18 protein-coding genes are annotated in these 22,898 nt (G+C 47.4%); 14 read left to right on the forward strand and 4 right to left on the reverse strand.

The features are described from left to right. Positions 1-69 precede the first annotated feature (69 nt). The 7 genes from J3U76_RS14600 (at position 70) to J3U76_RS03800 (ending at position 9,021) form a co-directional block, all read left to right on the forward strand. On the forward strand, positions 70-591 hold the full coding sequence (locus J3U76_RS14600; RefSeq protein WP_208004494.1) for a type II secretion system protein: 522 nt from the start codon (positions 70-72) through the stop codon (positions 589-591). Between the two features lie 64 nt (positions 592-655). Beyond that, positions 656-1,168 carry a prepilin-type N-terminal cleavage/methylation domain-containing protein gene (locus J3U76_RS03775; RefSeq protein ID WP_208004495.1) on the forward strand — a complete coding sequence of 171 codons (513 nt, stop codon included), beginning with the start codon at positions 656-658 and terminating at the stop codon, positions 1,166-1,168. Positions 1,169-1,181: 13 nt separating this feature from the next. Then, complete coding sequence (locus J3U76_RS03780) at positions 1,182-1,748, forward strand: type IV pilus modification PilV family protein (RefSeq protein ID WP_208004496.1); 567 nt, start codon at positions 1,182-1,184, stop codon at positions 1,746-1,748. After that, positions 1,745-2,608 carry a PilW family protein gene (locus J3U76_RS03785; protein WP_208004497.1) on the forward strand — a complete coding sequence of 288 codons (864 nt, stop codon included), beginning with the start codon at positions 1,745-1,747 and terminating at the stop codon, positions 2,606-2,608. The genes J3U76_RS03780 and J3U76_RS03785 overlap by 4 nt, the downstream gene beginning before the upstream one ends. Continuing rightward, entirely contained in the window at positions 2,598-3,077 is a 480-nt protein-coding gene (locus tag J3U76_RS03790; protein ID WP_208004498.1) for an MSHA biogenesis protein MshP, read from the forward strand. Before J3U76_RS03785 ends, J3U76_RS03790 begins: the two co-directional genes overlap by 11 nt. A gap of 9 nt (positions 3,078-3,086) precedes the next feature. Further along, positions 3,087-6,965: a DUF6701 domain-containing protein gene (locus J3U76_RS03795; protein WP_208004499.1), complete on the forward strand. Its 3,879-nt coding sequence runs from the start codon at positions 3,087-3,089 to the stop codon at positions 6,963-6,965. A 271-nt stretch (positions 6,966-7,236) separates the two neighbouring features. Continuing rightward, entirely contained in the window at positions 7,237-9,021 is a 1,785-nt protein-coding gene (locus J3U76_RS03800; protein WP_341534303.1) for a putative bifunctional diguanylate cyclase/phosphodiesterase, read from the forward strand. A gap of 496 nt (positions 9,022-9,517) precedes the next feature. Here J3U76_RS03800 and mnmH read toward each other — a convergent pair whose 3' ends face one another. Together mnmH and selD are read right to left on the reverse strand one after the other, a co-directional pair. After that, positions 9,518-10,621 carry a tRNA 2-selenouridine(34) synthase MnmH gene (mnmH, locus tag J3U76_RS03805; RefSeq protein ID WP_341534304.1) on the reverse strand — a complete coding sequence of 368 codons (1,104 nt, stop codon included), beginning with the start codon at positions 10,619-10,621 and terminating at the stop codon, positions 9,518-9,520. Next, positions 10,614-11,651 carry a selenide, water dikinase SelD gene (gene selD / locus J3U76_RS03810; protein ID WP_208004501.1) on the reverse strand — a complete coding sequence of 346 codons (1,038 nt, stop codon included), beginning with the start codon at positions 11,649-11,651 and terminating at the stop codon, positions 10,614-10,616. The genes mnmH and selD overlap by 8 nt, the downstream gene beginning before the upstream one ends. A gap of 142 nt (positions 11,652-11,793) precedes the next feature. Between selD and J3U76_RS03815 the strand changes: the two genes are divergently transcribed. From J3U76_RS03815 to arsB, 4 genes are all read left to right on the forward strand, one after another. Continuing rightward, positions 11,794-12,126 carry a metalloregulator ArsR/SmtB family transcription factor gene (locus J3U76_RS03815; protein ID WP_208004502.1) on the forward strand — a complete coding sequence of 111 codons (333 nt, stop codon included), beginning with the start codon at positions 11,794-11,796 and terminating at the stop codon, positions 12,124-12,126. Then, positions 12,126-12,617, forward strand: coding sequence for an arsenate reductase ArsC (locus tag J3U76_RS03820; protein ID WP_208004503.1), 492 nt, complete (start codon positions 12,126-12,128; stop codon positions 12,615-12,617). Before J3U76_RS03815 ends, J3U76_RS03820 begins: the two co-directional genes overlap by 1 nt. Further along, the gene (gene arsH / locus J3U76_RS03825; protein WP_208004504.1) at positions 12,614-13,333 is read left to right on the forward strand and encodes an arsenical resistance protein ArsH; all 720 of its coding nucleotides are present in this window, start codon (positions 12,614-12,616) and stop codon (positions 13,331-13,333) included. Before J3U76_RS03820 ends, arsH begins: the two co-directional genes overlap by 4 nt. Positions 13,334-13,434: 101 nt before the next feature. Continuing rightward, a complete protein-coding gene (arsB, locus tag J3U76_RS03830; RefSeq protein WP_208004505.1) occupies positions 13,435-14,463 on the forward strand; it encodes an ACR3 family arsenite efflux transporter in 1,029 nt (342 codons plus the stop codon). A gap of 183 nt (positions 14,464-14,646) precedes the next feature. Here arsB and J3U76_RS03835 read toward each other — a convergent pair whose 3' ends face one another. Further along, on the reverse strand, positions 14,647-16,167 hold the full coding sequence (locus tag J3U76_RS03835) for a fumarate hydratase (protein WP_208004506.1): 1,521 nt from the start codon (positions 16,165-16,167) through the stop codon (positions 14,647-14,649). Between the two features lie 159 nt (positions 16,168-16,326). Between J3U76_RS03835 and pabB the strand changes: the two genes are divergently transcribed. The 3 genes from pabB to J3U76_RS03850 all read left to right on the forward strand — a co-directional run bounded on the left by pabB (position 16,327) and on the right by J3U76_RS03850 (position 19,922). Further along, a complete protein-coding gene (gene pabB / locus J3U76_RS03840) occupies positions 16,327-17,715 on the forward strand; it encodes an aminodeoxychorismate synthase component I (RefSeq protein WP_208004507.1) in 1,389 nt (462 codons plus the stop codon). Between the two features lie 78 nt (positions 17,716-17,793). Next, a complete protein-coding gene (locus tag J3U76_RS03845) occupies positions 17,794-18,357 on the forward strand; it encodes a CoA pyrophosphatase (RefSeq protein ID WP_208004508.1) in 564 nt (187 codons plus the stop codon). A 164-nt stretch (positions 18,358-18,521) separates the two neighbouring features. Beyond that, on the forward strand, positions 18,522-19,922 hold the full coding sequence (locus J3U76_RS03850) for an L-serine ammonia-lyase (RefSeq protein WP_208004509.1): 1,401 nt from the start codon (positions 18,522-18,524) through the stop codon (positions 19,920-19,922). Between the two features lie 772 nt (positions 19,923-20,694). Here J3U76_RS03850 and metG read toward each other — a convergent pair. Further along, positions 20,695-22,734: a methionine--tRNA ligase gene (gene metG / locus J3U76_RS03855; RefSeq protein WP_208004510.1), complete on the reverse strand. Its 2,040-nt coding sequence runs from the start codon at positions 22,732-22,734 to the stop codon at positions 20,695-20,697. Between the last annotated feature and the right edge of the window lie 164 nt (positions 22,735-22,898).

Genomic DNA, 22,898 nt, shown 5'->3' on the forward strand with positions numbered 1-22,898 from the left:
ATGCTTTAAAGTGGCACAGTCATTTTTACAACCAACACGGTTTATAACAACAAGAGCAAGGAACAAAATATGAAAAGAAGTGCGGGTTTTACCCTAATTGAATTAGTTATCGTTATCGTTATTTTAGGTATTTTAGGTGCAGTAGCAGCGCCTAAGTTATTTAACCTACAAGGTGATGCTTATAGTGCCAACCTTAATGCCATGAAGAGTTCTATTTCGACGGGTATGACAATGGCGAATGCTAAGGCGCAGATTGAAGGTAAATATAATGTTGCTGGTGCTGCAACAGCTGGTGAGGATACAGTAGGAGATTACTTTAATGTTGGATTTACTGCGGGTTTTCCTAAAATCGGCACTGCAGATAATGACTGGAAAGACGGTATTCTAGGTACTCTAGAAGAATTTGATATTGCCCGTTATGATTTTGATCCTACTGAGGCTGTAGCTAACACATCAGCTGGAGTATTATTAATATCTCCTAATGCAGCTAATGATTCTGCGAATTGTTATGTTCGTTATACTGAAGCTTTAAAACCTGAAGGCGGCGCTAGAACATCGGCCAAAGTAGAAGCTGAAACTTCAGGCTGTTAATAACCAATAATCGACAAGGGCGGCTTAGGCCGCCTTTTTTCTCACTCTATGAAGTATAAAATTTATGCAGATAGAGCGTGGTTTTACGCTAATTGAATTAGTATTAGTGCTGTTGCTGATTGGCATAATGAGCGCTGTGGCAGTGCCACGCCTGTTTAGCAATGCCGATACTGGCAATATTACGACTCGCGATGCGTTAGTGTCTCGGTTGCGGTTAGTGCAAACCATGAATATGAATGAGCCTCAAACTCAGCGTACGCGCTTGGTGGTGGGTCAACCTCAAAATGGTCAAACGGGCTTTGCCCATATTACTGATGTTATCAGTGCCGATGCCGATCCGGTCGGTAGTGCTAACCTTAGTGACACCTCAGCTTGGCGACGCATGCATAATGCCGATGCCGCTATTACCGTAAATACACGGACTAATTTTTCTCTCCTTTTTACCCGCTTAGGCAAGCCAAAGCTTTATGGTAGCAATGGACAACTTGTTACTGATTGCGAGAGCGGCTGTGAATTACTTGTTGGCAATAAATATAAACTGCGCATCGAATCGGAGGGTTATATACATGGTTTATAAAGGTGCGCACTTAATGACGGTTTCGAATAAACAAGCGGGCTTTTCCTTGTTCGAACTAGTATTAGGCATTGTGTTGCTGGGTATTTTGATGGCTGGCTCCTTGGCCATGCTGATTAACCTAGCACCTAAAACCGTTGATCCGGCGATGGAAGTGCGCGCTGCACAATTGGCGCAGCGCTTGTTAAACGATATTTCACTGCAAAAGTATGATCACAATAATAGCCATCTTGCCTGTGGCACTACCAATGCAGAGCTATGTACGCTGCCAGAAAACTATGGGCCTGATGTTGCTGAGTTAGCATTAGCCGATTTTAATGATGTGGATGATTACGATACCACTGCCATTTGTGCGGCCAGCTTTAAACCCAGCAGCTGCAATAATGACTGGATTGCCGCTTGTTGGTTTACCGAGCAATGTGATGATAACAGTAATGCTTATAGCGGTTTTATGGTGAACATTGCCGTTAAGCCCCATGTGTTTGACACGCAAGCAGACTCCGCTAAGCAAATAGAGATTGCCGTACGCCAACCCAGTGGCAACGTATGGCAATATGCGGTACTAAGGGGTAACTACCCATGAGCCTTTTCATAAACTCAGCTACCAGCGCTCCTATTAGTAAACAGCGCGGCTTTACCCTAATAGAGCTGGTGATCGCCATGACCATTATGGCGGTGGTGTCGGTGTTTTCGATTAAATTTATCACCAATAGCGTGGGTATCTATCAGCAAGGTAAAGATCGCGAGCAATTAATGAGCGATGTGCGCTTTGGCATAGAGCGACTCAACCGCGAAGTGCGCAACGCCGTACCCGGCTCATTGCGTATTGAAGATATAGCAGGTAATAAAAAAGGCACTGATGCTTGTGTGCGTTTTTGGCCTATCGACACCGCTCGGCGTTATACAGATATTGAGCCGGGCACACCCTCTACAAAAGATAACGTGATTATACCCGCTCGACCCGATGAGTTAGATGAAAGTGGTCACCGGACTGATAAGCTTGAATATTACCCCAGCAGCTGGATGATTATTTCGCCCATCGGTTTAGACTCAAGAGACCAAGTTTGTCTTGATGCCCCAGCGGACACCGCTTGCGCAGTGCAGATTATTGCTGAACCAATACCTGCAAATGGTACAGACTTAGAGTTTTCGGTCGATAAAATATCAAGGTCCAGTAATCAACGAGTATTTTTTGCCAAAGACCAAGTGCGTTACTGCATTACGGCAGAAAAAAAACTTACTCGAGCCAATGGGCTGATTGGCGAGTCTTTTGACCAACCAGTACTCATGGCCGAACATATTTCCAAGGGAGATTTCTCCGAGGGCAGCAATACAGGTGAAGACGCAGATTTATATTCGCAGTTAACCTTTAACTTAACCGCCAGTAACAATAACGAACACATTAGCTTTAGTCATAAAATAAGGCTGTATAATGCGCCATAACCCAATATCTGGCTTACCTAACACAGTGCCCAAAAAGCAAGCTGGCAGTATGCTGCTAATTGTTGTATTTATGATGGTAGTACTCGCATTATTGGTGACCACTATGGGCAGCTTTTTATCAGACAGCAGTCAAAAAACCAGTGTAGAAGTACGCGCCACCCGCGCGTTAATGGCGGCCCAAAGTGGCTTAGAGTATGGTTTTTATAAAGTGGGTAATGCAGACAAGGATAATCCGACTGCCGTCGCGGAGATGTGTAACAACATCGATAAATATTCTCTGCCATTTGACGATATTAAAGGGCTGGATCAATGCACTGCGACCGTAACTTGCACTACGGTACCAGATAGCAAAACCTATACGATCAAAAGTGAAGGCAACTGCGGTGAACCATTAACTGCCAGCCATTCCAAGGACGACACCAGCACAGATTTCGCCGTTAGCCGCACATTAACGGCCGAGGCTCAATAAGGAGTTTTTATGTTAAGGATAGTCAGTTCGTTATCAGCTTCTTTATTAGCTGTGCTAATCACCACGCAACCGGCAAGTGCGATAGATATAGATAACAGCGCCTTGTTTCCTGCGGTAGCTCAAGGGCACAGCTGTAACGGTCGTAACGTATCCACACAGCTCGACATGCAAGACGATACACAAATAAACAACCTATCGGGGCAGCCGCTTGATTTTTGTAGTCAAGACATACAAGACGGTAAGAATAAATGTGACGGTAAAAAATGTTACATCACTGGTGACGCTAATGAAGTAGAAAAAATAGATTCAAATGTTTTTAACTTCAATGAGTCAGCTGATAACAAAAAGCCTTGGCCGGGTATTGTAAATAAGACCATAAGGCTAACAAGTGGTGACTATGAGGTTGAAAGTTTAGACTACCAAGATTATTCAGAACTGTCATTTGATACTGATGGTAAAGTGCGCATCTTTGTTAAAGATAGTTTTACGGTGCAAGACAGTAATTTGTTTTTCACTGGTGATATAGACTTTTATGTCAAGGATGATTTTGATTTTCAAGATTCTACAATTATTCTTGATGGTAATGTAAATGTATTTGTAAAAGACAGTTTTAAGTTCGATAAATCAATGGCTAAGCTTAACGGTACTTTGCATTTTTATTTGAAGCAGAGTGTTGGGTTTGATGATGCTGTTGTGGAAAGATCATTAGGTAGCGAATTTTATGTGTATGCTAAAAAAGAAATAAAAATACAAGGTGAATCCAGTATAGATGGTTATATTTATACTGGAGATGATTTGGATTTACAGGATGATGTGATAATTAATGGCAGAGTAACGGCTAAAAGATTGCTCATGGAAGATAACGCTGTTATTAATGGAAATGTGCAAAGCACAGTCGAACAATGCTTTTTTGATGATTTTAATCAGGGTGGCAGCATCAACGACTCATGGGCCAGATTAAGTAACCAACCTGACTTTTCGCCCAGCATAGTCGATAAAAGACTGCGGTTAACCGAAGGTAAGCAAAGACAGGCAATGGCGATAAGCTACCAAAAAGTATTTCCTGCAAAAAACAATCGCTTTGTTGTTGAGTTTGATCATTACGCTTGGGTGGAAAAAGACAGCAAAAAAACTAGTAATGAGCCTAGTCGAGGGGCAGACGGCATTGCACTCGTGTTTTCAGATACGGCCGTAAAGCCTAAACCTGGCGCCGACGGTGGTCCCCTTGGTTACGGTTTTCGTAAGTCAGGAGCCAATGCCAGCGATGGCTTTGCTGGTGGTTGGATGGCCATCGGCATTGATGAGTACGGTAACTTTATTCGTGAGGGGGGCGATGTTCAACAGAGCAGGCAACAACCTCATAGCGTTGTGCTTAGAGGTTCAGGTAGCAAGAAATCAGGATATAACGTACTTGCCAGTGATCATCAAAGTGACGTTACCATCGATAGTAAAAGAGAATGTTTTAATTGGGAATGGAGTTGGGGTTGGAAGTGTGTTGAATACAGCAGTGAACCTAGACCGCATCGCTACCAAGTTACCTTCGACAGCACGGTGAAAGGTAAAGCTCTCGTAACAGTAAAAAGAAACAAAGATCCTAATCATTCTCAAGATTATGAAGACGTGTTAATTAATGAGCTTAATGTGCTGGGGTTGAATGGTCAGGCAGAACTGCCAGAGAGCTTTTATTTTACTATTACGGGTTCTACCGGTGGTTCGGTGAATATTCATGAACTTGACAATACTAGTATCTGTGCTGCGCGCATTAATGATGTAGATGTACAAATAGATCATTTTAGGTTTGATTTTGCTGAGCAAACAACCCCTTCATGTAGGGAGAAGCAGGTAACCATTACCGCCTGTGTGAGTGAAGACTGTGCAACAAAATACAATAAAGCCGTTAGTGTGGTGTTAGATGATGACTATGGCGCTCTAGAATGGACGGGTGGTAACGAAGTGACCTTTAAACGTAGTACATCTTTATCTTTAAAGGGCTTAAAAGATGCGACGCTAGATATATTAAGCTCTAACCCAGATTCCGCGCTACTTAAAGATACTTTATGCAAGGTAGGAAACAGTGGCTATTCGCAGGGGAATTGTAAGATTTTGTTCTCCTCTGAAGGTAAAGAATTAAAGCTGACCATTGATGATGCTTATGCAGGTCAGGTTGTTGAAGCCACGCTAGAGCCACAAGATGCCTGTGCTGCCATGTATGAAGGTGAAGATGAGACAATTAAAGATGTAACTTTTAAAATGTCTCATTCAGAGCCAGAAGAACTGGAAACTTCGCCTAGCTTAACGATCACTAATAAAAGCCAAGGCACTAATAAAGATGAAAATCATGAGCTAAAACAGGGCGGTTCTATTACGGTTAAAGACGTGGTATTTGGTAAAGATGGTAAAGCAACGGTATCATTTTTATATCCAGAGGCAGGAAAGAACAATATTGAAGCGACAGTAGTAGGGGAGGCTATCTCGGGTGCGAGCAGCCTAGTAACCGTTCCTAAAGGTCTCTGTGTAGCCAGCCAAGGGCAATGTTCTGACGCTGATGCCAGTTGTCCGCCTTTTGTTGCCGCCGGTGAAGACTTCGCGCTTAATATTAAAGCTTATGGCTTCAATGAAACAGTTGATGATGCTTGCTCTATGCCTGCATTACAAAACTACGTTCAAGATGTCGATTTATCTTTAAACTTACTGGCGCCAAGTGGAGAAGAACTAGGTGAGATTAAACCAAGCCCTTATACCCATACTGCAGACAGTGCTGTTGATTTTAAAAACTCTACAGAAGAGATGAAAGATAAAGGTGTTACTGTTGCGATTAGTGAGGTGGGCGTGTTTGAAGTAATAGCGACACCTCAAGGAAAATACTTAGGATCAGACTTGCCGATAGAAGCAGGAACCAGTCAACCTATCGGTCGCTTCTATCCTGAGCGTTTCGTACTATATAACGGCACAGTTGAGTCAGATAATGGTGACACGACACAAAGCTATATGGATCAGACTTTTGATATCAACTTTGACCTTAGGGCGGAAAATAAAGCCGAAGACCCCGTGAAAAACTACGTGGGTGCCTTTGCGAAAGGCAATGTGACATTAAACACGTGGGCTAAAGCCAAGGTAGAATTAAATGATTGGGTGAATGACCAAGATTATAACCATCGTATCCACCCTAAGCTCCACAATGTTAGCAATATTTGGAGTAAGGGAGAGCTGAACTTTAGTCGTATAAAAGAAAGCAAATTTATACGTAATAACGGTAGCCCTGATGGTCCTTATGAGTTGGACTTTGAGCTCGATTTTAATGATGGTGAAAAAACAAAAGACGGTAAAAAAGCGGAACTAAGTAAGTTGTTTGATACTCGCGGGTCAAATGTAGATAATAACTGTAGCCAAAGTACGGGTTGTAATAAATTGTTATTAGGCAAGCAAACGGTAAGCCATGGACAGATAGAGGCGCCCGATGCGAGTGGCCCAGTGAATGAAGCTTTATCGGCGCCATTACAAATCCAGTATTGGAATAGTCAAAAAGGCACTGATGGTGGCTGGGATGACTTTTCAGAAGATAACTGGACGACATTGACGATGACGGACAAGGTGAGTTTTCCTGAGCATAACTACACTCACCCAACTTTAGTCGTGAATGGTCAAGTGAACGTTGATGCAGGATTAGACCGAGGTACAGCAACCGGTACGGGTGAAAAGGCAGTTATGGAAGCTGGGCTGATCAGTTTAAACGTTGGCGCACCGGGTGTTGCCAGCACCATTAAGTATCAGCTGAACTTAAATGGGCTCCCGTGGCTTAAGCCTTTAGGTGATGCTGCCACCGAAGGCCAAATTAGATTTGGCAACAGCCCCGGTAATAGCAGCGTGATTTATCGCCGCGAGCAATAACGTTAAATAATGCTCTGTGTGGGGTAAGCGAATATTCAATATAATAACAAAGGCGCTACGGCGCCTTTTTTATTGCTTATGTGGTAAGTTTGACTTAGCGCAAATTGCACAGAGCAATAACGTTTATATTAGTGCGTTCACCAGATTAGTGTGATGGATCACACAGCTGCACGCTATGATTTCAAGATATTGGTTGATACAATAATTTTACTTATTGTACACATATGCTTAATGTCAGCTGTGTTCAGTCGTTAGGTAAGGAAGCCCCACAGTGAAAAACACGACACAAGATCAAAAAGGACCTTTTAAAAAAGCTCAGCTAACGCTGGCTTCTTCTGCGTATGAACCATTTAGTGCCACTCAGCCTGCGCCTTATAATGTGTTTTTTAAACGCCAGCTGTTGCAACACTTGTTGGAGAACTCGGTAGAGTCGGTAATGGTAACCACGGCCGATGGCACCATAGAGCGTGTCAATAAAGCCTTTAGCGACATTACCGGTTATAGCGCTGAAGAGGCCATTGGCAATCGACCCAGCTTGGTGCAGTCTTCTCGTCATGGTCAAAGCTTTTACGCAGCCATGTGGCAGCAGTTGAATGAGACGGGCAGCTGGAGTGGCAAGGTGTGGAATCGCCGTAAATCGGGCGAGGTCTATTTACAGTGGCTAACCATTAATACCCTTAAAGATGAACAGGGCACAGTCACGCACCATGTGGCCATTGGCCGTGATTTGACCAATCAAAGGTCAGTGCGCGATGAACCAAGCTTGTTTACCTTTAAAGACCCTTTAACCCAGCTGGGTAATCGGCAGTTATTTACCAGTCGTCTCGATCAGGCCTTGGCTGAGGCTGAGCGCAACCATATTCGCATTGCGTTAATGGTGGTCGATATTGGTCGCTTCCGACAAATTAATGAACAACTAGGCCTAGCCTGGGGTGATGATATTTTGCGCCAGCAAGCGCGCATATTACAAGCGGCGGTGGATGAAGCCGACACCTTAGTGCGCCTGCAAGGGGATATGTTTGCCATTATTCGCCACAGCCGTGCTCAAGACGCCGCCATGGCGCATTTGGCTGATAAATTACTGGGATTAATGTCGCAACCCATAGTGCTGGCCGACAACAATGTAGTGAGTTTACAGCCCAGTATTGGTATTGCGGTGTACCCGCGAGACAGTGAAGATAACGCCGGCTTATTACAAGCTGCAGAGCATGCACATGCTATGGCTAAGCGCGCGGGGCGCAACCGCTTTCAGTTTGTAGATTTACGCCAGCACGACTTGCACCACCGCGAGTTAAATATAGAGCACAGCTTACATCACATACTTAATCATACCGATGGTGAAGGGCTAAGCCTACATTATCAGCCGCAGGTAAGGCCGGTTGATGGCAAAATAATGGCCATGGAGGCGCTAATTCGTTGGCAACACCCCAAGCTGGGTTTTGTATCGCCGGCTGAATTTATTCCCATAGCCGAGCAAAGCGGACTTTCGGTATGCCTAGATCGTTGGGTGATAGAGCAAGTATGCTTGCAGGTGGCTAAGTGGCATCAATTACCGACTTTGGTGCCGGTAGTGTCGGTTAACTTAAGTGCGCCGCAATTTAGTGAGCCGGATTTTGTTGAATGGTTGCAAGCCTGTATTAAACGCTGTGGCATTACCCCAGAGTGCATTAAGTTAGAAGTGACCGAAACCACCATGATGGCGCATACTGATAACTGCATTGCTATGTTAGGTCAGTTACGAGAGCTTGGCTTTAAAATATCGTTAGATGATTTTGGCACTGGCTATTCTGCTTTGGCGTTTTTACATCAGTTTCCGCTTGATGAGCTAAAAATTGACCGTACTTTTATGGTCGAAGCCAGCCAAAGCCGGCGCGCGCATTTGTTATTAAAAACCATTGTTAGTTTGGCGCAAGAGTTATCACTTAATTTGGTGGTGGAAGGGGTAGAGCAGCAAGAGCAATTAGACTCTCTTGCTGATTTTGGCCCGTTAACCGTGCAAGGTTATTTTTATTACCGCCCCATGCCCGCGAGTGAAGTCGTGGCTTTGTTACGTTAATAGAAAGCTTAGAGTTGGAAGCTATCTATTATTTTCGGTTTTACTTCCAGCTTCAAGCTTATTGCTGCCCGTTATGGATTGCCGCGTCGCTACGCTCCTCGCAATGACGGCCGAAGTGAAAGCTCTCAGCCGTAAGCGGTCAGCTTTCAGTTAAAGAAAATACAACCGAGTGTAGGGTCGAATTTATTCGACCAAAAGAGCGCTGTACGTTTTACGCGGTACGCCTTACGTTAAAGAAAACACCGGTTTTGGTTTTGTTGCTAATTGGCAAAAGCGCCGTCTAACTACAGGCCGCTGTGTCTGTGCTGGCACCCATAGTCGCCGCACCTGAGGTGTCGGAGACAATAGAAGAGGACGACGACTGTGATTAAACCGAAAAAGGGTCGGAGTCATTTTATCAACCAGGTGGCGTCAGTTATTAGACCAGCAGGTAGCTAACGCCATAAAAAACAGTCGGTTGTGAGCATGTAGCCTTTAGTTTGAAGTGAAATTTCTATTAAATGACTCCGACCCCTTTATGCTCTTTTAGCCAGTGGGCGAGTTCGTCTTCGTTGCCGCGCATGACTATGCGATCTTCTTTGCTGGCTTGATGATGACGGTAGATAGGGTCGTAGTAGCGGCCAAGAAGCTCGGTTATCCACTCTTGATGGCCGTCGCAACCAAAGCCTAAAATTTGCTGATTAATGGCATCGGTTATTTGTTGCGATAATCGGCGCCAGTCTCTATCGCCCAAGCGTTTATACAAACGTTTTAAGCTATCTTGCAAGTATCCACTTAACCGTGAAATATCCTGGTTAAAATGCGCCAGCATAACCTCTACATAGTCGTGCTGAATTTGTTTTACACGCTGCTCGAATGGCACTTCTAATAACAAGACAGGCACTTGCTGCATGCGCTCATATAAACGCTTGGGCAAGGGGCAGCGTCCGACCATGGCACTTTCATCTTCCACTAACCAAGACTCAATGCCGGCACGGCGCTGTTTAAGGCGGGCGATGGCTAAGCGATTTTCAAAGTTGATGGGGGTAGGTTGAGGCTCAGCCCAATGACCAAAGCTGGAGCCTCTGTGGTGGGCGAAGCCTTCTATGTCTAACGACAAGGGGCTGCGTGTCAGCCAGTCGGTTTTGCCGCTGCCAGTTAAGCCCGATAACACAAAACCTGGCTGCTCAAAGCCGGTGTCTAGCTCGGTAATTAGCCGCCGACGCAGGGCTTTATAGCCGCCTTTTACTCGAGTAACGGGGCGACCCGCTTGTGCTAACCATTGCTGCACGGTTTGGCTACGTAAGCCCCCTCTAAAGCAATAAATTACCCCTGTGGGGTGGGCGTCTAACCAATTAAGCCAAGCCGTTAGCCTCTGCTGGCGCAACTCACCGGCCACCAGTTTGTGGCCAAGCGCAATGGCGCAAGCTTGCCCTTGCTGCTTATAGCAGGTGCCCACTTGTGCGCGTTCGTCGTTACTCATTAGTGGTAAGTTAGTGGCCTTAGGAAAGGCCCCTTCAATAAATTCGATGGGGGCGCGCAAATCCAGCAGGGGAGTATCATTGGCTAATAATTGTTCGTAATCATCCGTTAATGCACAGCCTTGGCTTAACTCACTCACCCAGCACCTCAATGCGGTATTCGCCGGCGTCAATAAGCTCGCCAATGGCATTCAGTTGCAAGTTGTGTTGTTCGGCCAGTTGTAAAAAGTCATTGACCGCACTTGGCTTAACCGCCACTAATAAACCGCCACTGGTTTGGGGGTCGCACAACAGCTGTTGCTGGCGTGGGGTTAAGGGAGCCAGTTTGTCGCCGTAAGCATCAAAGTTGCGCAAGGTGCCACCGGGTACGGCACCGGCTTGTAAATAATGATCCACACCAGGCAGCAGCGGAATGTGCTCCATCTGCAATCTCGCGCTCACATTGGCGCCTTCACACACTTCCACTAAATGACCCATAAGACCAAAGCCGGTCACGTCTGTCATGGCGTTCACTCCCGACAGTTTGGCAAAGTCTTGGCCGGGTTTATTAAGTTGGCACATGACGTCTGCAGCAAGGCTTGCGTGCTCGGGCAGTAATACGCCTTTCTTTTGTGCGGTAGATAAAATACCAATGCCTAACGGCTTAGTTAAAAATAAAATATCGCCGGCGGCGGCGGTGTCGTTACGCTTTATTTGATCGAGTGGCACTTGACCGGTAACGGCTAAGCCAAAAATAGGCTCGGGGGCGTCAATGCTATGGCCACCCGCCAGCGAAATACCGGCATCTCTACAGGCTTGGCGACCACCGTCTACCACTTGTTGGGCAATCTCGGGGGCGAGCAGGTTGACCGGCCAGCCTAAAATGGCAATGGCCACCACTGGGGTGCCACCCATGGCATACACATCGCTAATGGCGTTGGTGGCGGCAATGCGACCAAAGGTGAAAGGGTCGTCCACAATCGGCATAAAGAAGTCTGTGGTCGAGATAATGCCCATGCCATTACCCACATCCACTACGGCGGCGTCGTCTCGGCTGCTGGTGCCTACCACTAAGTTGGGATCATTAAAGTGCGGCAGCTGGCTGTGTAAAATGGTACCCAATACTTTGGGAGAAATTTTGCAGCCACAGCCTGCGCCATGGCTGTATTGAGTCAGGCGAATTGGTTCCACTTGAGCTTCCTTAATGTTGCGAAGGTGAGTCCCAATACTACTCCTAACCCTGCAAGGTGTGAAATTAAAACCCAATCTATAAATATTGACATGCGGTTTATCATATATATGATAAACCGCATGTGAGTTGGGAGGATAAGATATGTCGCCATTGGTGTTGTTTAAGTGCCTTGCCGATGACACGCGCTTAAAGTCGATGTTGCTGATTAGTATGCATCAAGAGTTGTGCGTGTGTGATTTACAACAAGCCTTGCAGTTAAGCCAGCCTAAGGTGTCTCGTCATTTAGCCGAGCTACGCAAATGTGAGCTACTAATGGATGAGCGCCGGGGTAAGTGGGTGTATTACCGTTTGCACCCGCATTTATCTGACTGGGCACGCGAGGTGTTGGCGAATACGGCCAAGCAACATGCTGATTATTTGCGTGAGTGTACCCAACAATTAACGAACGATGTGTCTCGATGTGAGCGTAACTAATGAAAATTTTATATATCTGTACCCATAATCGCTGCCGTAGCATTTTATCTGAGGCAGTAACGCAGCACAAAGGCCAAGGGCTGCTAGAAGCCAGAAGCGCGGGCAGTCAGCCCAGTGGTGAGGTGCATCCGCTTTCGCTGACTTATTTGGCCGAGGCAGGCATTGCCACGGTGGGGTTACAAAGCCAGTCGTGGGATGAGTTTGCCGACTTTGCTCCCGATGTGGTGATTACGGTGTGCGATTCGGCGGCGCAAGAAACTTGTCCTGTTTGGTTTGGTGATTGCCTGGTGGTGCATTGGGGCTTGGCTGATCCTTCTAAATTGGTGGGCAGCGAAGAACAAAAAGCCATCGCCTTTCGCCAGACCATTCAACAAATAGAGCACAGAGTCGAACAATTACTGGCCATTGCCCGCCAAGCGCCTGAGCAATGGGGTCATTCCCTACAACAAGCCTTACCCCAGTCTTTACAAAAAACAGGAGTGAACGCATGAGCCTTACTGATTTAAGTTTACCTAATATTGATACGCAACAGTTTCAAATACCTGATTTTTCTACATTGGGGCCAGAGGCCAGTACCCATAAGCCACGTATTTTGTTGTTGTATGGATCTTTGCGCGAGCGCTCGTTTAGCCGCTTGGTGGTAGAAGAGTCTGCGCGTTTACTTATTGCCATGGGCGCCGAGATTAAAATATTTGACCCGCACGGCTTACCGCTGCCAGACGGTGACGATGTTGAACACCCTAAAGTACAAGAGCTAAGAGACTTAGTGACTTGGTCTGAGGGGCAGGTGTGGTGTTCGCCCGAGCGCCACGGTGCCATGACGGGGGTAATGAAAAGCCAAATTGATTGGATCCCGTTAAGCTTAGGTGCGGTGCGACCCACCCAAGGTAAAACCTTGGCTGTAATGCAGGTGTGTGGTGGCTCTCAGTCATTTAATGCGGTAAATCAGCTACGCATTTTAGGGCGCTGGATGCGCATGCTCACTATTCCTAACCAGTCATCGGTGGCCAAGGCGTTTAATGAGTTTGATGAACATAACCGCATGTTGCCCTCATCTTATTACAATCGCATTGTGGATGTGTTGGAAGAGCTGATGAAGTTTACTTTATTAACCCGTGATAACAGCGCGTATTTAACCAATCGTTATTCTGAGCGGGTAGAAACTGCCGAGCAGTTAATGGCCAGAGTGAATCAAAGCGCTCTTTAGTTTTTACGCAAGCTTATACAAGACACCAGATACGCAAAGCAGTATTGGTGTGTTGGTATTGCGCATAATGTAAGGCGTATCGCATGAACGGGGAATGTTAGATGGGTGTATTTGAGCGGTTTTTATCGGTGTGGGTCGGGTTAGCTATTGTGGTGGGAGTCTTATTAGGCTCCTTAATGCCGGGTGTGTTTAACCTAATTGCCGGGCTAGAGTATGCTCACGTGAATCTAGTGGTGGCGGCGCTGATTTGGTTAATGATTTACCCCATGATGCTGCAAATTGACTTTAGCGCGGTAAAAAACGTGGGTAAAAAGCCCAAAGGTTTATTGTTAACCTTAGTGATCAACTGGTTAGTTAAGCCCTTTACCATGGCGGCCATTGGCTGGTTATTTTTTAGAGTGTTATTTGCGCCTTGGGTAGACCCTAATACGGCAGGGGAATACATTGCCGGCATGATCTTGCTGGGCGTGGCGCCTTGTACCGCTATGGTGTTTGTATGGAGCCAGCTCACGCGGGGCGATGCCAACTATACGCTGGTGCAGGTATCAATTAATAACCTGATCATGGTGTTTGCATTTGCACCTTTGGCGGCATTATTACTGGGGATGAACGAAATTCAAGTGCCGTGGAATACCCTGTTATTATCGGTGTTGTTGTATGTGGTGTTGCCATTAGTTGCCGGTGTGGCCACCCGCTTTATTTGGCAAAAAGTACAACGCCAACAGGCACAACCCTTGCCAGTGTCTTACTTGGCCGAGCGCTGTAAGCCTTGGTCTATTTTGGGTTTGCTGACCACAGTGGTGTTGTTGTTTGGTTTGCAAGCGCCTGCAATTATGGCCGAGCCGCTTGTAATAGTGCTGATTGCCATTCCGTTATTAATACAAACCTACGGTATTTTTGCCTTGGCGTATTGGCTGGCGTATCGTTTTAAGCTGTCCCACGCCGTTGCCGCTCCTGCTTGTATGATTGGTACCTCTAACTTTTTTGAGTTAGCGGTGGCGGTCGCCATTGGTGTGTTTGGTCTGCATTCGGGGGCCGCGTTAGCGACAGTGGTGGGGGTATTGGTTGAAGTGCCCGTTATGCTATCGCTGGTGTGGTTTGCCAATCGTACTCGGCATAGATTTGCCTAAACAACCATAAAGGGGTCGGAGTCATTTAATGGCAATGTAAGCGGTGAGTCTAATGCTATACCCTCACAAGTTACGCCTCTATACTGTTAAAATGACTCCGACCCATTTTTAATGCTTACAAAAACACCGAGCTTAGGCTCGGTGTTTTTTTAGCTTGCTTTTAGCTTTAGGCTTCCAGCTTTACTACTCGCTTAATTTTGCATCAAGCTCTGCTATTTTCGCTTTCCAAATAGCCGGGCCGGTAACGTGGGCGTTGTTGCCCTCTGAATCGACCGCTACGGTAACGGGCATGTCTTCTACTTCAAACTCGTAGATGGCTTCCATCCCTAAATCTTCAAACGCTACTACGCGGGCTTTTTTCACCGCTTTTGCGACTAAGTAAGCGGCACCGCCTACGGCCATAAGGTACACGGCTTTGTGCTGCTGAATGGAGTCCACGGTTGCCGGGCCACGCTCTGCTTTACCTACCATGCCAAGCAAACCGGCTTGCTCTAACATCATGTCGGTAAATTTATCCATGCGGGTGGCGGTGGTAGGGCCGGCAGGGCCAACGGCTTCGTTGCCAATGGCATCTACTGGGCCAACGTAATAGATAAAACGATCTTTAAAATCAACCGGCAAGGGCTCGCCTTTGGTCAGCATTTCTTGAATGCGCTTGTGTGCGGCATCTCGACCGGTGAGTAATTTGCCCGAGAGCAGTACGGTTTCGCCCATTTTCCACTCGGCAATATCTTCACGCGTTAGGGTGTCTAAATTAGCACGGCGGGCGCTGTCTCCTACTTCCCAAGTGACTTCTGGCCAGTCTTCAAGCTTGGGCGGCGTTAGCTCTGCTGGGCCCGAGCCGTCTAGGTGAAAGTGAACGTGGCGGGTGGCGGCACAGTTAGGGATCATCACCACCGGCTTAGATGCCGCATGGGTAGGGGCAGTTTTAACTTTAATATCCACCACCGTGGTTAAGCCACCCAGGCCTTGAGCACCAATGCCGAGCTTGTTGGCTTTTTCAAAAATCTCTAAACGCAGTTTTTCTTCGGTGGTGCTTGCGCCGCGCTCTATTAAGTCGTGAATATCGACCGGATCCATTAAGGATTCTTTGGCCATGACGGCCGCTTTTTCGGCGGTGCCGCCAATGCCAATGCCCAGCATGCCCGGCGGACACCAGCCCGCACCCATGGTGGGCAGTGTGTTTAGCACCCACTCGGTTACGTCGTCTGAGGGGTTAAGCATCACCATTTTCGATTTGTTTTCAGAGCCGCCACCTTTAGCAGCAATGGCCACTTCTACTTCATTGCCCGGCACCATGTCGATGTGGACCACAGATGGGGTATTGTCTTTGGTATTAAGGCGTTTGCCTGCCGGATCGGCAACAATAGAGGCGCGCAGCGGGTTATCGGCGTTGAGGTATGCGCGGCGCACCCCTTCATCCACCATTTCTTGTACGGTTAAGTCACTGTCCCATTGCACTTGCATACCAATTTTAACAAAGCAGGTCACAATGCCGGTGTCTTGGCACAAGGGGCGATGGCCTTCGGCTGACATGCGCGAGTTAATTAAAATTTGCGCAATGGCGTCTTTGGCTGCCTGACTTTGTTCTTTGTTATAGGCTTTTTCTAGCGCCTGCACAAAGTCTAATGGATGATAGTAAGAAATATATTGCAGGGCATCGGCAACGGAGTCGATAAAATCCTGTTTTTTAATAATGCTCATCATGTTCCTCGCAGGTTCGCTATTCGCGCTATTTAAGAGACAAATGTCCCTTGGGCGATGCTTATATTGTTATAATGGCCGCTATGATACGCTTTACGCCCCTAAGCTGGCCAGCCCAAGCGCCAGACCAAATGCCAAAATTGTCGAGTAGATTACATAATGGGACTGCCTTTACATATTCACAGCCAAGCTTTTACCGGCTCTGTGCATGATTTTTTTTCGCCTATTGCTCATTTACCTTGGGCTATGTTGTTAGAGTCGGGGGGCAATCATGGTGCAGATAGTCGTTTTCATATTATGAGTGCTCAGCCGTTGGCAACCTTAGTCACCGAGGCTGACAGCACCCTGATCACCCACCAAGAGACACAGCATCACTCGACTGACTCTCCCTTTATGTTACTTAAAGCCTGGCAAGATGCAGTTATTGGTGAGGTGAGCCTGCCAGAAACCCACTCGCATTTGCCATTTGTGGGCGGGGCCTTGGGCTTATTTAGTTACGATTTAGGCCGTTGGGTAGAGCGCATGCCTCACACCGCCATAAATGAACTGGCCACCCCCGATATGGCGGTGGGGTTATTTGATTGGGCTTGGGTGATTGATTGCGAGCAACAGCAGGCGCATTTAGTGGTGCTAGGAGATCAAGCGGCATTGACGGCGCGATTAAACTGGTGGCAGGCACAACAGGCATGCGCTAACGCTCTAGCCCCCGCGCCTTTTAAACTCACTGCACAGTGGCAAGCGAATCAAAGCCAACAGCAATATGTTGACAGTTTTAATCGGGTGCAAGCTTATTTGCAGGCGGGCGATTGCTATCAAATTAACTTAACGCTGCGCTTTAAGAGCCACTTTAGTGGTGACATTTGGCAGGCTTATCGGCAGCTAAGTGCGCATAATCAAGCGCCATTTTCGGCATTTTTACAATTACCCAGCAGCACCTTATTAAGCTTATCTCCCGAGCGTTTTATCGCCCTTGAAGGGCGGCGGGTAGAAACCAAGCCCATTAAGGGCACACGACCAAGAGGGGCCACGGCACAGCAAGACCAAGCACTGGCCAATGAGCTGGCCAATGCGCCTAAAGATCGTGCCGAAAATGTGATGATAGTGGACTTACTGCGCAACGACATTGGCCGCGTGTGTGTGCCAGGTTCGGTGAAGGTGCCGTCATTGTTTGCCATTGAGTCATTTCCAGCGGTGCACCATTTAGTATCTACCATTACCGGTGAGCTAGCTGAGGGCTTAACGGGTGCCGATTTATTAGCGGCGACCTTTCCCGGGGGCTCTATTACTGGTGCTCCTAAAGTGCGAGCCATGGAGATTATTGAAGAGCTAGAAACTCACCGCCGTCATGCCTATTGCGGCAGTGTTGGGTATATCAGTGCCCATGGGCGCATGGATACCAGCATTACCATTCGCACCTTGGTGGCAGAGCAAGATCGCTTATATTGCTGGGCCGGTGGCGGCGTGGTGGCCGACTCAACCGCAGAGGATGAATACCAAGAGCTATTTGATAAGCTGGGCAAAATATTGCCCATGTTGGCCGCGCTATAGTTGGCCGTGCTATAGCTGGCCGCGCTATAGTTGACTACGCTATCAAAGCGCAACGCTTTAGGTTGTAGGTGTTAAACAATGCAGTTAGATGAATTAAAAACTCGACTTAATTTATTGCCGCCCTTGGCTGATCCGCATTTGCCCGATAATGCCTATCCGGCGGCGGTGATGATGCCGGTACTGCCCACTGCACAAGGGCTGACGCTTATTTTAACGCGCCGTAGTCGCCATTTGCGCCACCACCCCGGCCAAGTGTGCTTTCCTGGTGGCCGGGTAGACAGTACTGATATGAGTTTATGGGAGGCGGCGCTGCGCGAAAGTTTTGAAGAAATTGGCTTGTTACCCGAGCAATGCCAGCTATTGGCGCAGTTGCAGGCTCAGCATACTATTTCTGACTTTGCCCTTACCCCTTTTGTGGGGCTGGTGCAGGGAGAGGTGAATTTTAAGCTTAACCCTGGTGAAGTCGACGAGCTGTTTCAAGTGCCACTTGAATACCTGTTAGAGGTGCGCCATCACCACCTATTTACTGTTAATCGTAAAGGCCTGCCTCAACAGGTGGTGTTTATACGCTGGCATAATACTTGGATTTGGGGCATTACCGCGGCCATTATTCATCAACTTGCGCGACAGATAGCGCGCTAATATGTGATGCTAATCACATATTAAACTGGCTTACCGCTTACCTGTAAAATGTTATTGGGTTGTAGCTAAGTTAACATTACCATTGTGCTATTAATTGTTGAGCCAGTGGTGATTTATGCTTAAACGCCATGGCTCGGCTAACTCAGCCGTGTTTTGGAGTGGTTATGATCAGCGTTTTCGATATGTTTAGTATTGGTATTGGCCCGTCTTCGTCGCATACAGTCGGGCCAATGCGCGCGGCCCATCACTTTGTGAGCGAGCTTGCCAAACAGGGCACGCTTAGCCAAGTTGAACGTGTTGAAGTAGAGCTATTTGGCTCTTTAGGCCAAACCGGTATCGGGCATGGTACTGGTAAAGCGGTGATATTAGGCTTATCCGGTTTTGAGCCCGAACGCATTGATATTGACCTTATTCCAGACTTGTTAGCTAACGCTGAGCAGCACCAGCAACTGCTATTGAATCAAACCCACCCCGTGCATTTTCCTCGCAGTGGCGCCATTATTTTTCATCGTCGGAAAAGCTTGCCGCTGCATAGCAATGGTATGCGTTGTTGTGCTTTTGCTAAAGCGACGGATGAGCATGCAGCCCCTTTGCTTGCCGAGCAGTGTTATTATTCAATTGGCGGGGGCTTTATTGTTAAAGCAGAAGATTTCGCCAACACTCAAGCCAGTGCGGCGGCGCAGTCGAGCGCGAAAGCTGTGCCCTTTGCATTTAACAGTGGCTCTCAGCTACTGCAATTGTGCCAAGCCAATGGTATGTCGATCAGTAGTTTAATGATGGCCAATGAAAGGGTGCATCGCAGTGAACAAGAGATTATGCAGGGCTTGCGTCATATTTGGCAGGTAATGCAAGCCTGTGTGACTCGCGGCTGCAAAACCGAGGGGCTCTTGCCCGGTGGGCTTAAATTGCGCCGCCGAGCGCCTGCTTTGCTGCGTAAATTAACCAGTGAGTCTGGGTATAATCAAGACCCCTTAAGTGTGATGGAGTGGGTTGATTTATATGCCATGGCGGTCAATGAAGAGAATGCCGCTGGTGGCCGTGTGGTAACAGCGCCAACCAATGGCGCGGCGGGCATTTTACCGGCGGTGCTGCATTATTATCACCACTTTGTGCAACCGGTGGACGATGATGTATTAGTAACATATTTTTTAACCGCAGCTGCAATTGGTATTTTATATAAAGAAAATGCGTCTATTTCTGGGGCCGAAGTGGGTTGTCAGGGAGAAGTGGGCGTGGCCTGCTCTATGGCGGCTGCCGCACTTACGGCCGTGGTGGGCGGTACCATTGAGCAAGTAGAAAACGCCGCTGAAATTGGCATGGAGCATAACCTAGGCCTAACCTGTGACCCTGTTGGCGGCTTGGTACAAGTGCCTTGCATTGAGCGCAATGCCATGGGCGCGGTAAAAGCCATTAACGCCAGCCGGCTGGCGCTACGAGGCGACGGTGAGCATAAGGTGTCATTAGATAAAGTGATTAAAACCATGCGCGACACCGGCCGCGACATGAAAAGTAAATATAAAGAAACCGCCCGCGGCGGGTTAGCGGTTAATATCACCGAGTGCTAGCCGTTTGAACAAGGGACTAGGGATGGGGGAATAGGGAGTACTAATAACTAGCGAACTAAATAAGTAGTCTGTATTACTTGCTGAAAAAGCCAAACAAAGGGTCCACTCCACCGACTCTCTGCGGGGCTAATGACACTCACATTATCAGCCTACTGCGAACATTCACTGGATGTTCGGTTAAGCTGATACTGCTCGTCACGGCGAGTAAACTCGCCCCATCTAACTTCAGCACATAACATCCGACCGCCATGGATGGCGGAAGTGCCAAATGGCAGGAGCATTTTTCGGCCCTGTCATGTGATGGTCGGTAGAGTAGATCCCTTTATCCGGCCATAAGCCACTGAGTCGCCTATTAGCAGGCTCTACAGATATTTTTGTAAATACCCTGTTGGGCGTCAAGACTTTGCACGATATGGTTATGAGCCCTTATTTCGTCTTTGCGAGCGTAGCGCGGCAACCCATTTCGAAAGGAAGCGCTACATCTAACGCGGACCGCTTTACGTTAAAGAAAAACTGCGGTTTTGTTTTTTTCATCAGGCGCTCAGCGTAAAGCGTACGGCTGCTTGTTAGATGGATTGCCGCGTCGCTGCGCTCCTCGCAATGACGGTTTAAGGGCATGCGAGTTGGAATAAGGCTTTGGGTATTAGCTTACTCATTCTTAAAATAAAAAAACACCGAGCTTTTGGCTCGGTGTTTTTTGTGTTAACTGACAGCTGAACGTTGATGGCTTAGATCTGATGGCTTAAATCTGACAGCTTTCCGTCCTTGGGTATTACTTAATCCGCATACCGGGCTGTGCGCCAGCTTGGGGCTCTAAAATCCACAGGTCTTTACCACCGGGGCCGGCGGCTAATACCATGCCTTCACTTAAACCAAAGCGCATTTTGCGCGGGGCAAGGTTGGCCACCATAACCGTGAGCTTGCCTTCTAAGTCTTCTGGGCTATAGGCAGACTTAATGCCGGCAAACACTTGACGAGTTTCGCCGCCTAAATCTAGTTCAAGGCGTAACAACTTGTCGGCTTTCGGCACGGCTTCGGCTTTAGTGATTAACGCCACCCGCAAGTCGATTTTGGCAAAATCATCAAAGCTGATGGTCTCGCTAATAGGATCATCCACCAAAGGACCCGACACGGGGGCGGCGCTTAAGCTTTGCTCTACGGCTAAGTCTTCTTTTGAGTCTTCCACCATGGCGGCAACTTTATCGGCGTCCATGCGGCTAAACAATGATTTAAATGAGCTTAGCGTATGATCAACTAAAGGCGCAGCTAGGGCATCCCAAGTTAGGCTGGTGTTTAAAAAGGCTTCGCTGCGTTGGGCAAGCTCTGGCATAACGGGCTTTAAGTAAGTCATTAAACAACGGAATAAGTTAATGCCCACCGAGCAAATTGCTTGTAGTTCTTCGTCTTGCCCTTCTTGCTTGGCAACCACCCAAGGCGCTTTTTCATCAATATAACGATTCGCTTTATCGGCTAGCGCCATAATTTCGCGGATGGCACGACCAAATTCACGCTGTTCATAATACTGACCAATACGCTCACCGGCGTCGGCAAATTCAGCATACAAAGCAGGCTCGGCGCATTGGGCGGACAATTGGCCGTTAAAGCGTTTTTTAATAAAGCCGGCATTACGAGAAGCCAGGTTCACCAATTTGTTGACTACGTCGCTGTTTACGCGGGCCACAAAGTCGGTCAGGTTTAAGTCTAAATCGTCAATGCGGCTAGTCAGCTTGGCCGCGTAGTAATAACGCAAACATTCAGGGTCTAAGTGCTTAAGGTAGGTATCTGCCTTAATAAAGGTGCCTTTCGACTTAGACATTTTGGCGCCATCGACGGTGACATAGCCGTGCACAAAAATATTGGTGGGCTTGCGAAAGTCACTGCCGTCTAGCATGGCTGGCCAAAACAGGCTGTGGAAATAAACAATGTCTTTACCAATAAAGTGGTATAGCTCTGTGGTGCTGTCTTTGTGCCAGTATTCGTCAAAGTTGATGTCACCGCGTTTATCGCAGTAGTTTTTAAACGAGCCCATGTAACCGATGGGGGCGTCTAACCATACATAAAAATATTTACCCGGTGCATCCGGAATTTCAAAGCCAAAGTAAGGCGCATCTCGGGTAATATCCCACTGCTGTAAGCCAGACTCAAACCACTCTTCTAGCTTATTCGCCATTTCTTCTTGAAGCGCCCCAGAGCGAGTCCAAGCTTTTAACATGCCACTAAACTGGGGCAGGTCAAAAAAGAAATGCTCACTGTCTTTCATTATGGGTGTGGCACCCGACACGGCAGAGCGTGGGTCGATAAGCTCGGTAGGGCTATAGGTTGCCGCGCACACATCGCAGTTATCACCGTATTGATCTTCGGCTTTACAGCTTGGGCAAGTGCCTTTTACGAAACGGTCAGGCAAAAACATGTTTTGCTCGGGATCGTAAAGTTGAGAGATAGTGCGGCTTTCAATAAAGCCGTTGTTTTTTAAACGACCATAAATAAGCTCGGCAAACTCGCGGTTTTCGGTGCTGTGAGTGGTGTGATAATTGTCGAAACCAATGTTAAAACGATTAAAGTCGGCTTGGTGCTCTTTTTGTACTTCGGCAATCAGCTGTTCAGGATCGATACCCAGTTGCTTTGCCTTAAGCATAATGGGGGTGCCATGAGCATCATCAGCACAAATAAAATGAACGGTTTGGCCACGCATTCGCTGATAACGAACCCAGATATCCGCCTGAATATGCTCCAGCATATGACCAAGGTGGATTGAACCATTGGCATAGGGGAGGGCGCAGGTGACAAGTATCTTACGAGGTTCGGTAGCCATAATATCCATTCTAATTGAGTTAACGTAACGGGACAGATTATGTTACCCGAGTTTTTTTCGGTTATACACACTTTGCCCGCTTTTTAGCAGCAAAAGCAGAGATTAGAGCCACAGTGCCAAGCAAATGCTGCAAATATGCGCAGTCGCTGAAAAATAATGTGCCG

Origin of the sequence: Oceanisphaera pacifica (assembly GCF_017498065.1) — a bacterium.
Classification (GTDB): domain Bacteria; phylum Pseudomonadota; class Gammaproteobacteria; order Enterobacterales; family Aeromonadaceae; genus Oceanimonas; species Oceanimonas pacifica.

Coding starts and splice junctions, on each gene's coding strand:
- metG (WP_208004510.1), bottom strand. CDS start 22,734: ATGGCTACCGAACCTCGTAAGATACTTGTCACCTGCGCCCTCCCCTAT.
- J3U76_RS03785 (WP_208004497.1), top strand. CDS start 1,745: ATGAGCCTTTTCATAAACTCAGCTACCAGCGCTCCTATTAGTAAACAG.
- arsB (WP_208004505.1), top strand. CDS start 13,435: ATGGGTGTATTTGAGCGGTTTTTATCGGTGTGGGTCGGGTTAGCTATT.
- J3U76_RS03780 (WP_208004496.1), top strand. CDS start 1,182: ATGACGGTTTCGAATAAACAAGCGGGCTTTTCCTTGTTCGAACTAGTA.
- J3U76_RS03795 (WP_208004499.1), top strand. CDS start 3,087: ATGTTAAGGATAGTCAGTTCGTTATCAGCTTCTTTATTAGCTGTGCTA.
- J3U76_RS03845 (WP_208004508.1), top strand. CDS start 17,794: ATGCAGTTAGATGAATTAAAAACTCGACTTAATTTATTGCCGCCCTTG.
- J3U76_RS03815 (WP_208004502.1), top strand. CDS start 11,794: ATGTCGCCATTGGTGTTGTTTAAGTGCCTTGCCGATGACACGCGCTTA.
- J3U76_RS03850 (WP_208004509.1), top strand. CDS start 18,522: ATGATCAGCGTTTTCGATATGTTTAGTATTGGTATTGGCCCGTCTTCG.
- J3U76_RS03820 (WP_208004503.1), top strand. CDS start 12,126: ATGAAAATTTTATATATCTGTACCCATAATCGCTGCCGTAGCATTTTA.
- J3U76_RS14600 (WP_208004494.1), top strand. CDS start 70: ATGAAAAGAAGTGCGGGTTTTACCCTAATTGAATTAGTTATCGTTATC.
- J3U76_RS03790 (WP_208004498.1), top strand. CDS start 2,598: ATGCGCCATAACCCAATATCTGGCTTACCTAACACAGTGCCCAAAAAG.
- arsH (WP_208004504.1), top strand. CDS start 12,614: ATGAGCCTTACTGATTTAAGTTTACCTAATATTGATACGCAACAGTTT.
- pabB (WP_208004507.1), top strand. CDS start 16,327: ATGGGACTGCCTTTACATATTCACAGCCAAGCTTTTACCGGCTCTGTG.
- J3U76_RS03835 (WP_208004506.1), bottom strand. CDS start 16,167: ATGAGCATTATTAAAAAACAGGATTTTATCGACTCCGTTGCCGATGCC.
- J3U76_RS03775 (WP_208004495.1), top strand. CDS start 656: ATGCAGATAGAGCGTGGTTTTACGCTAATTGAATTAGTATTAGTGCTG.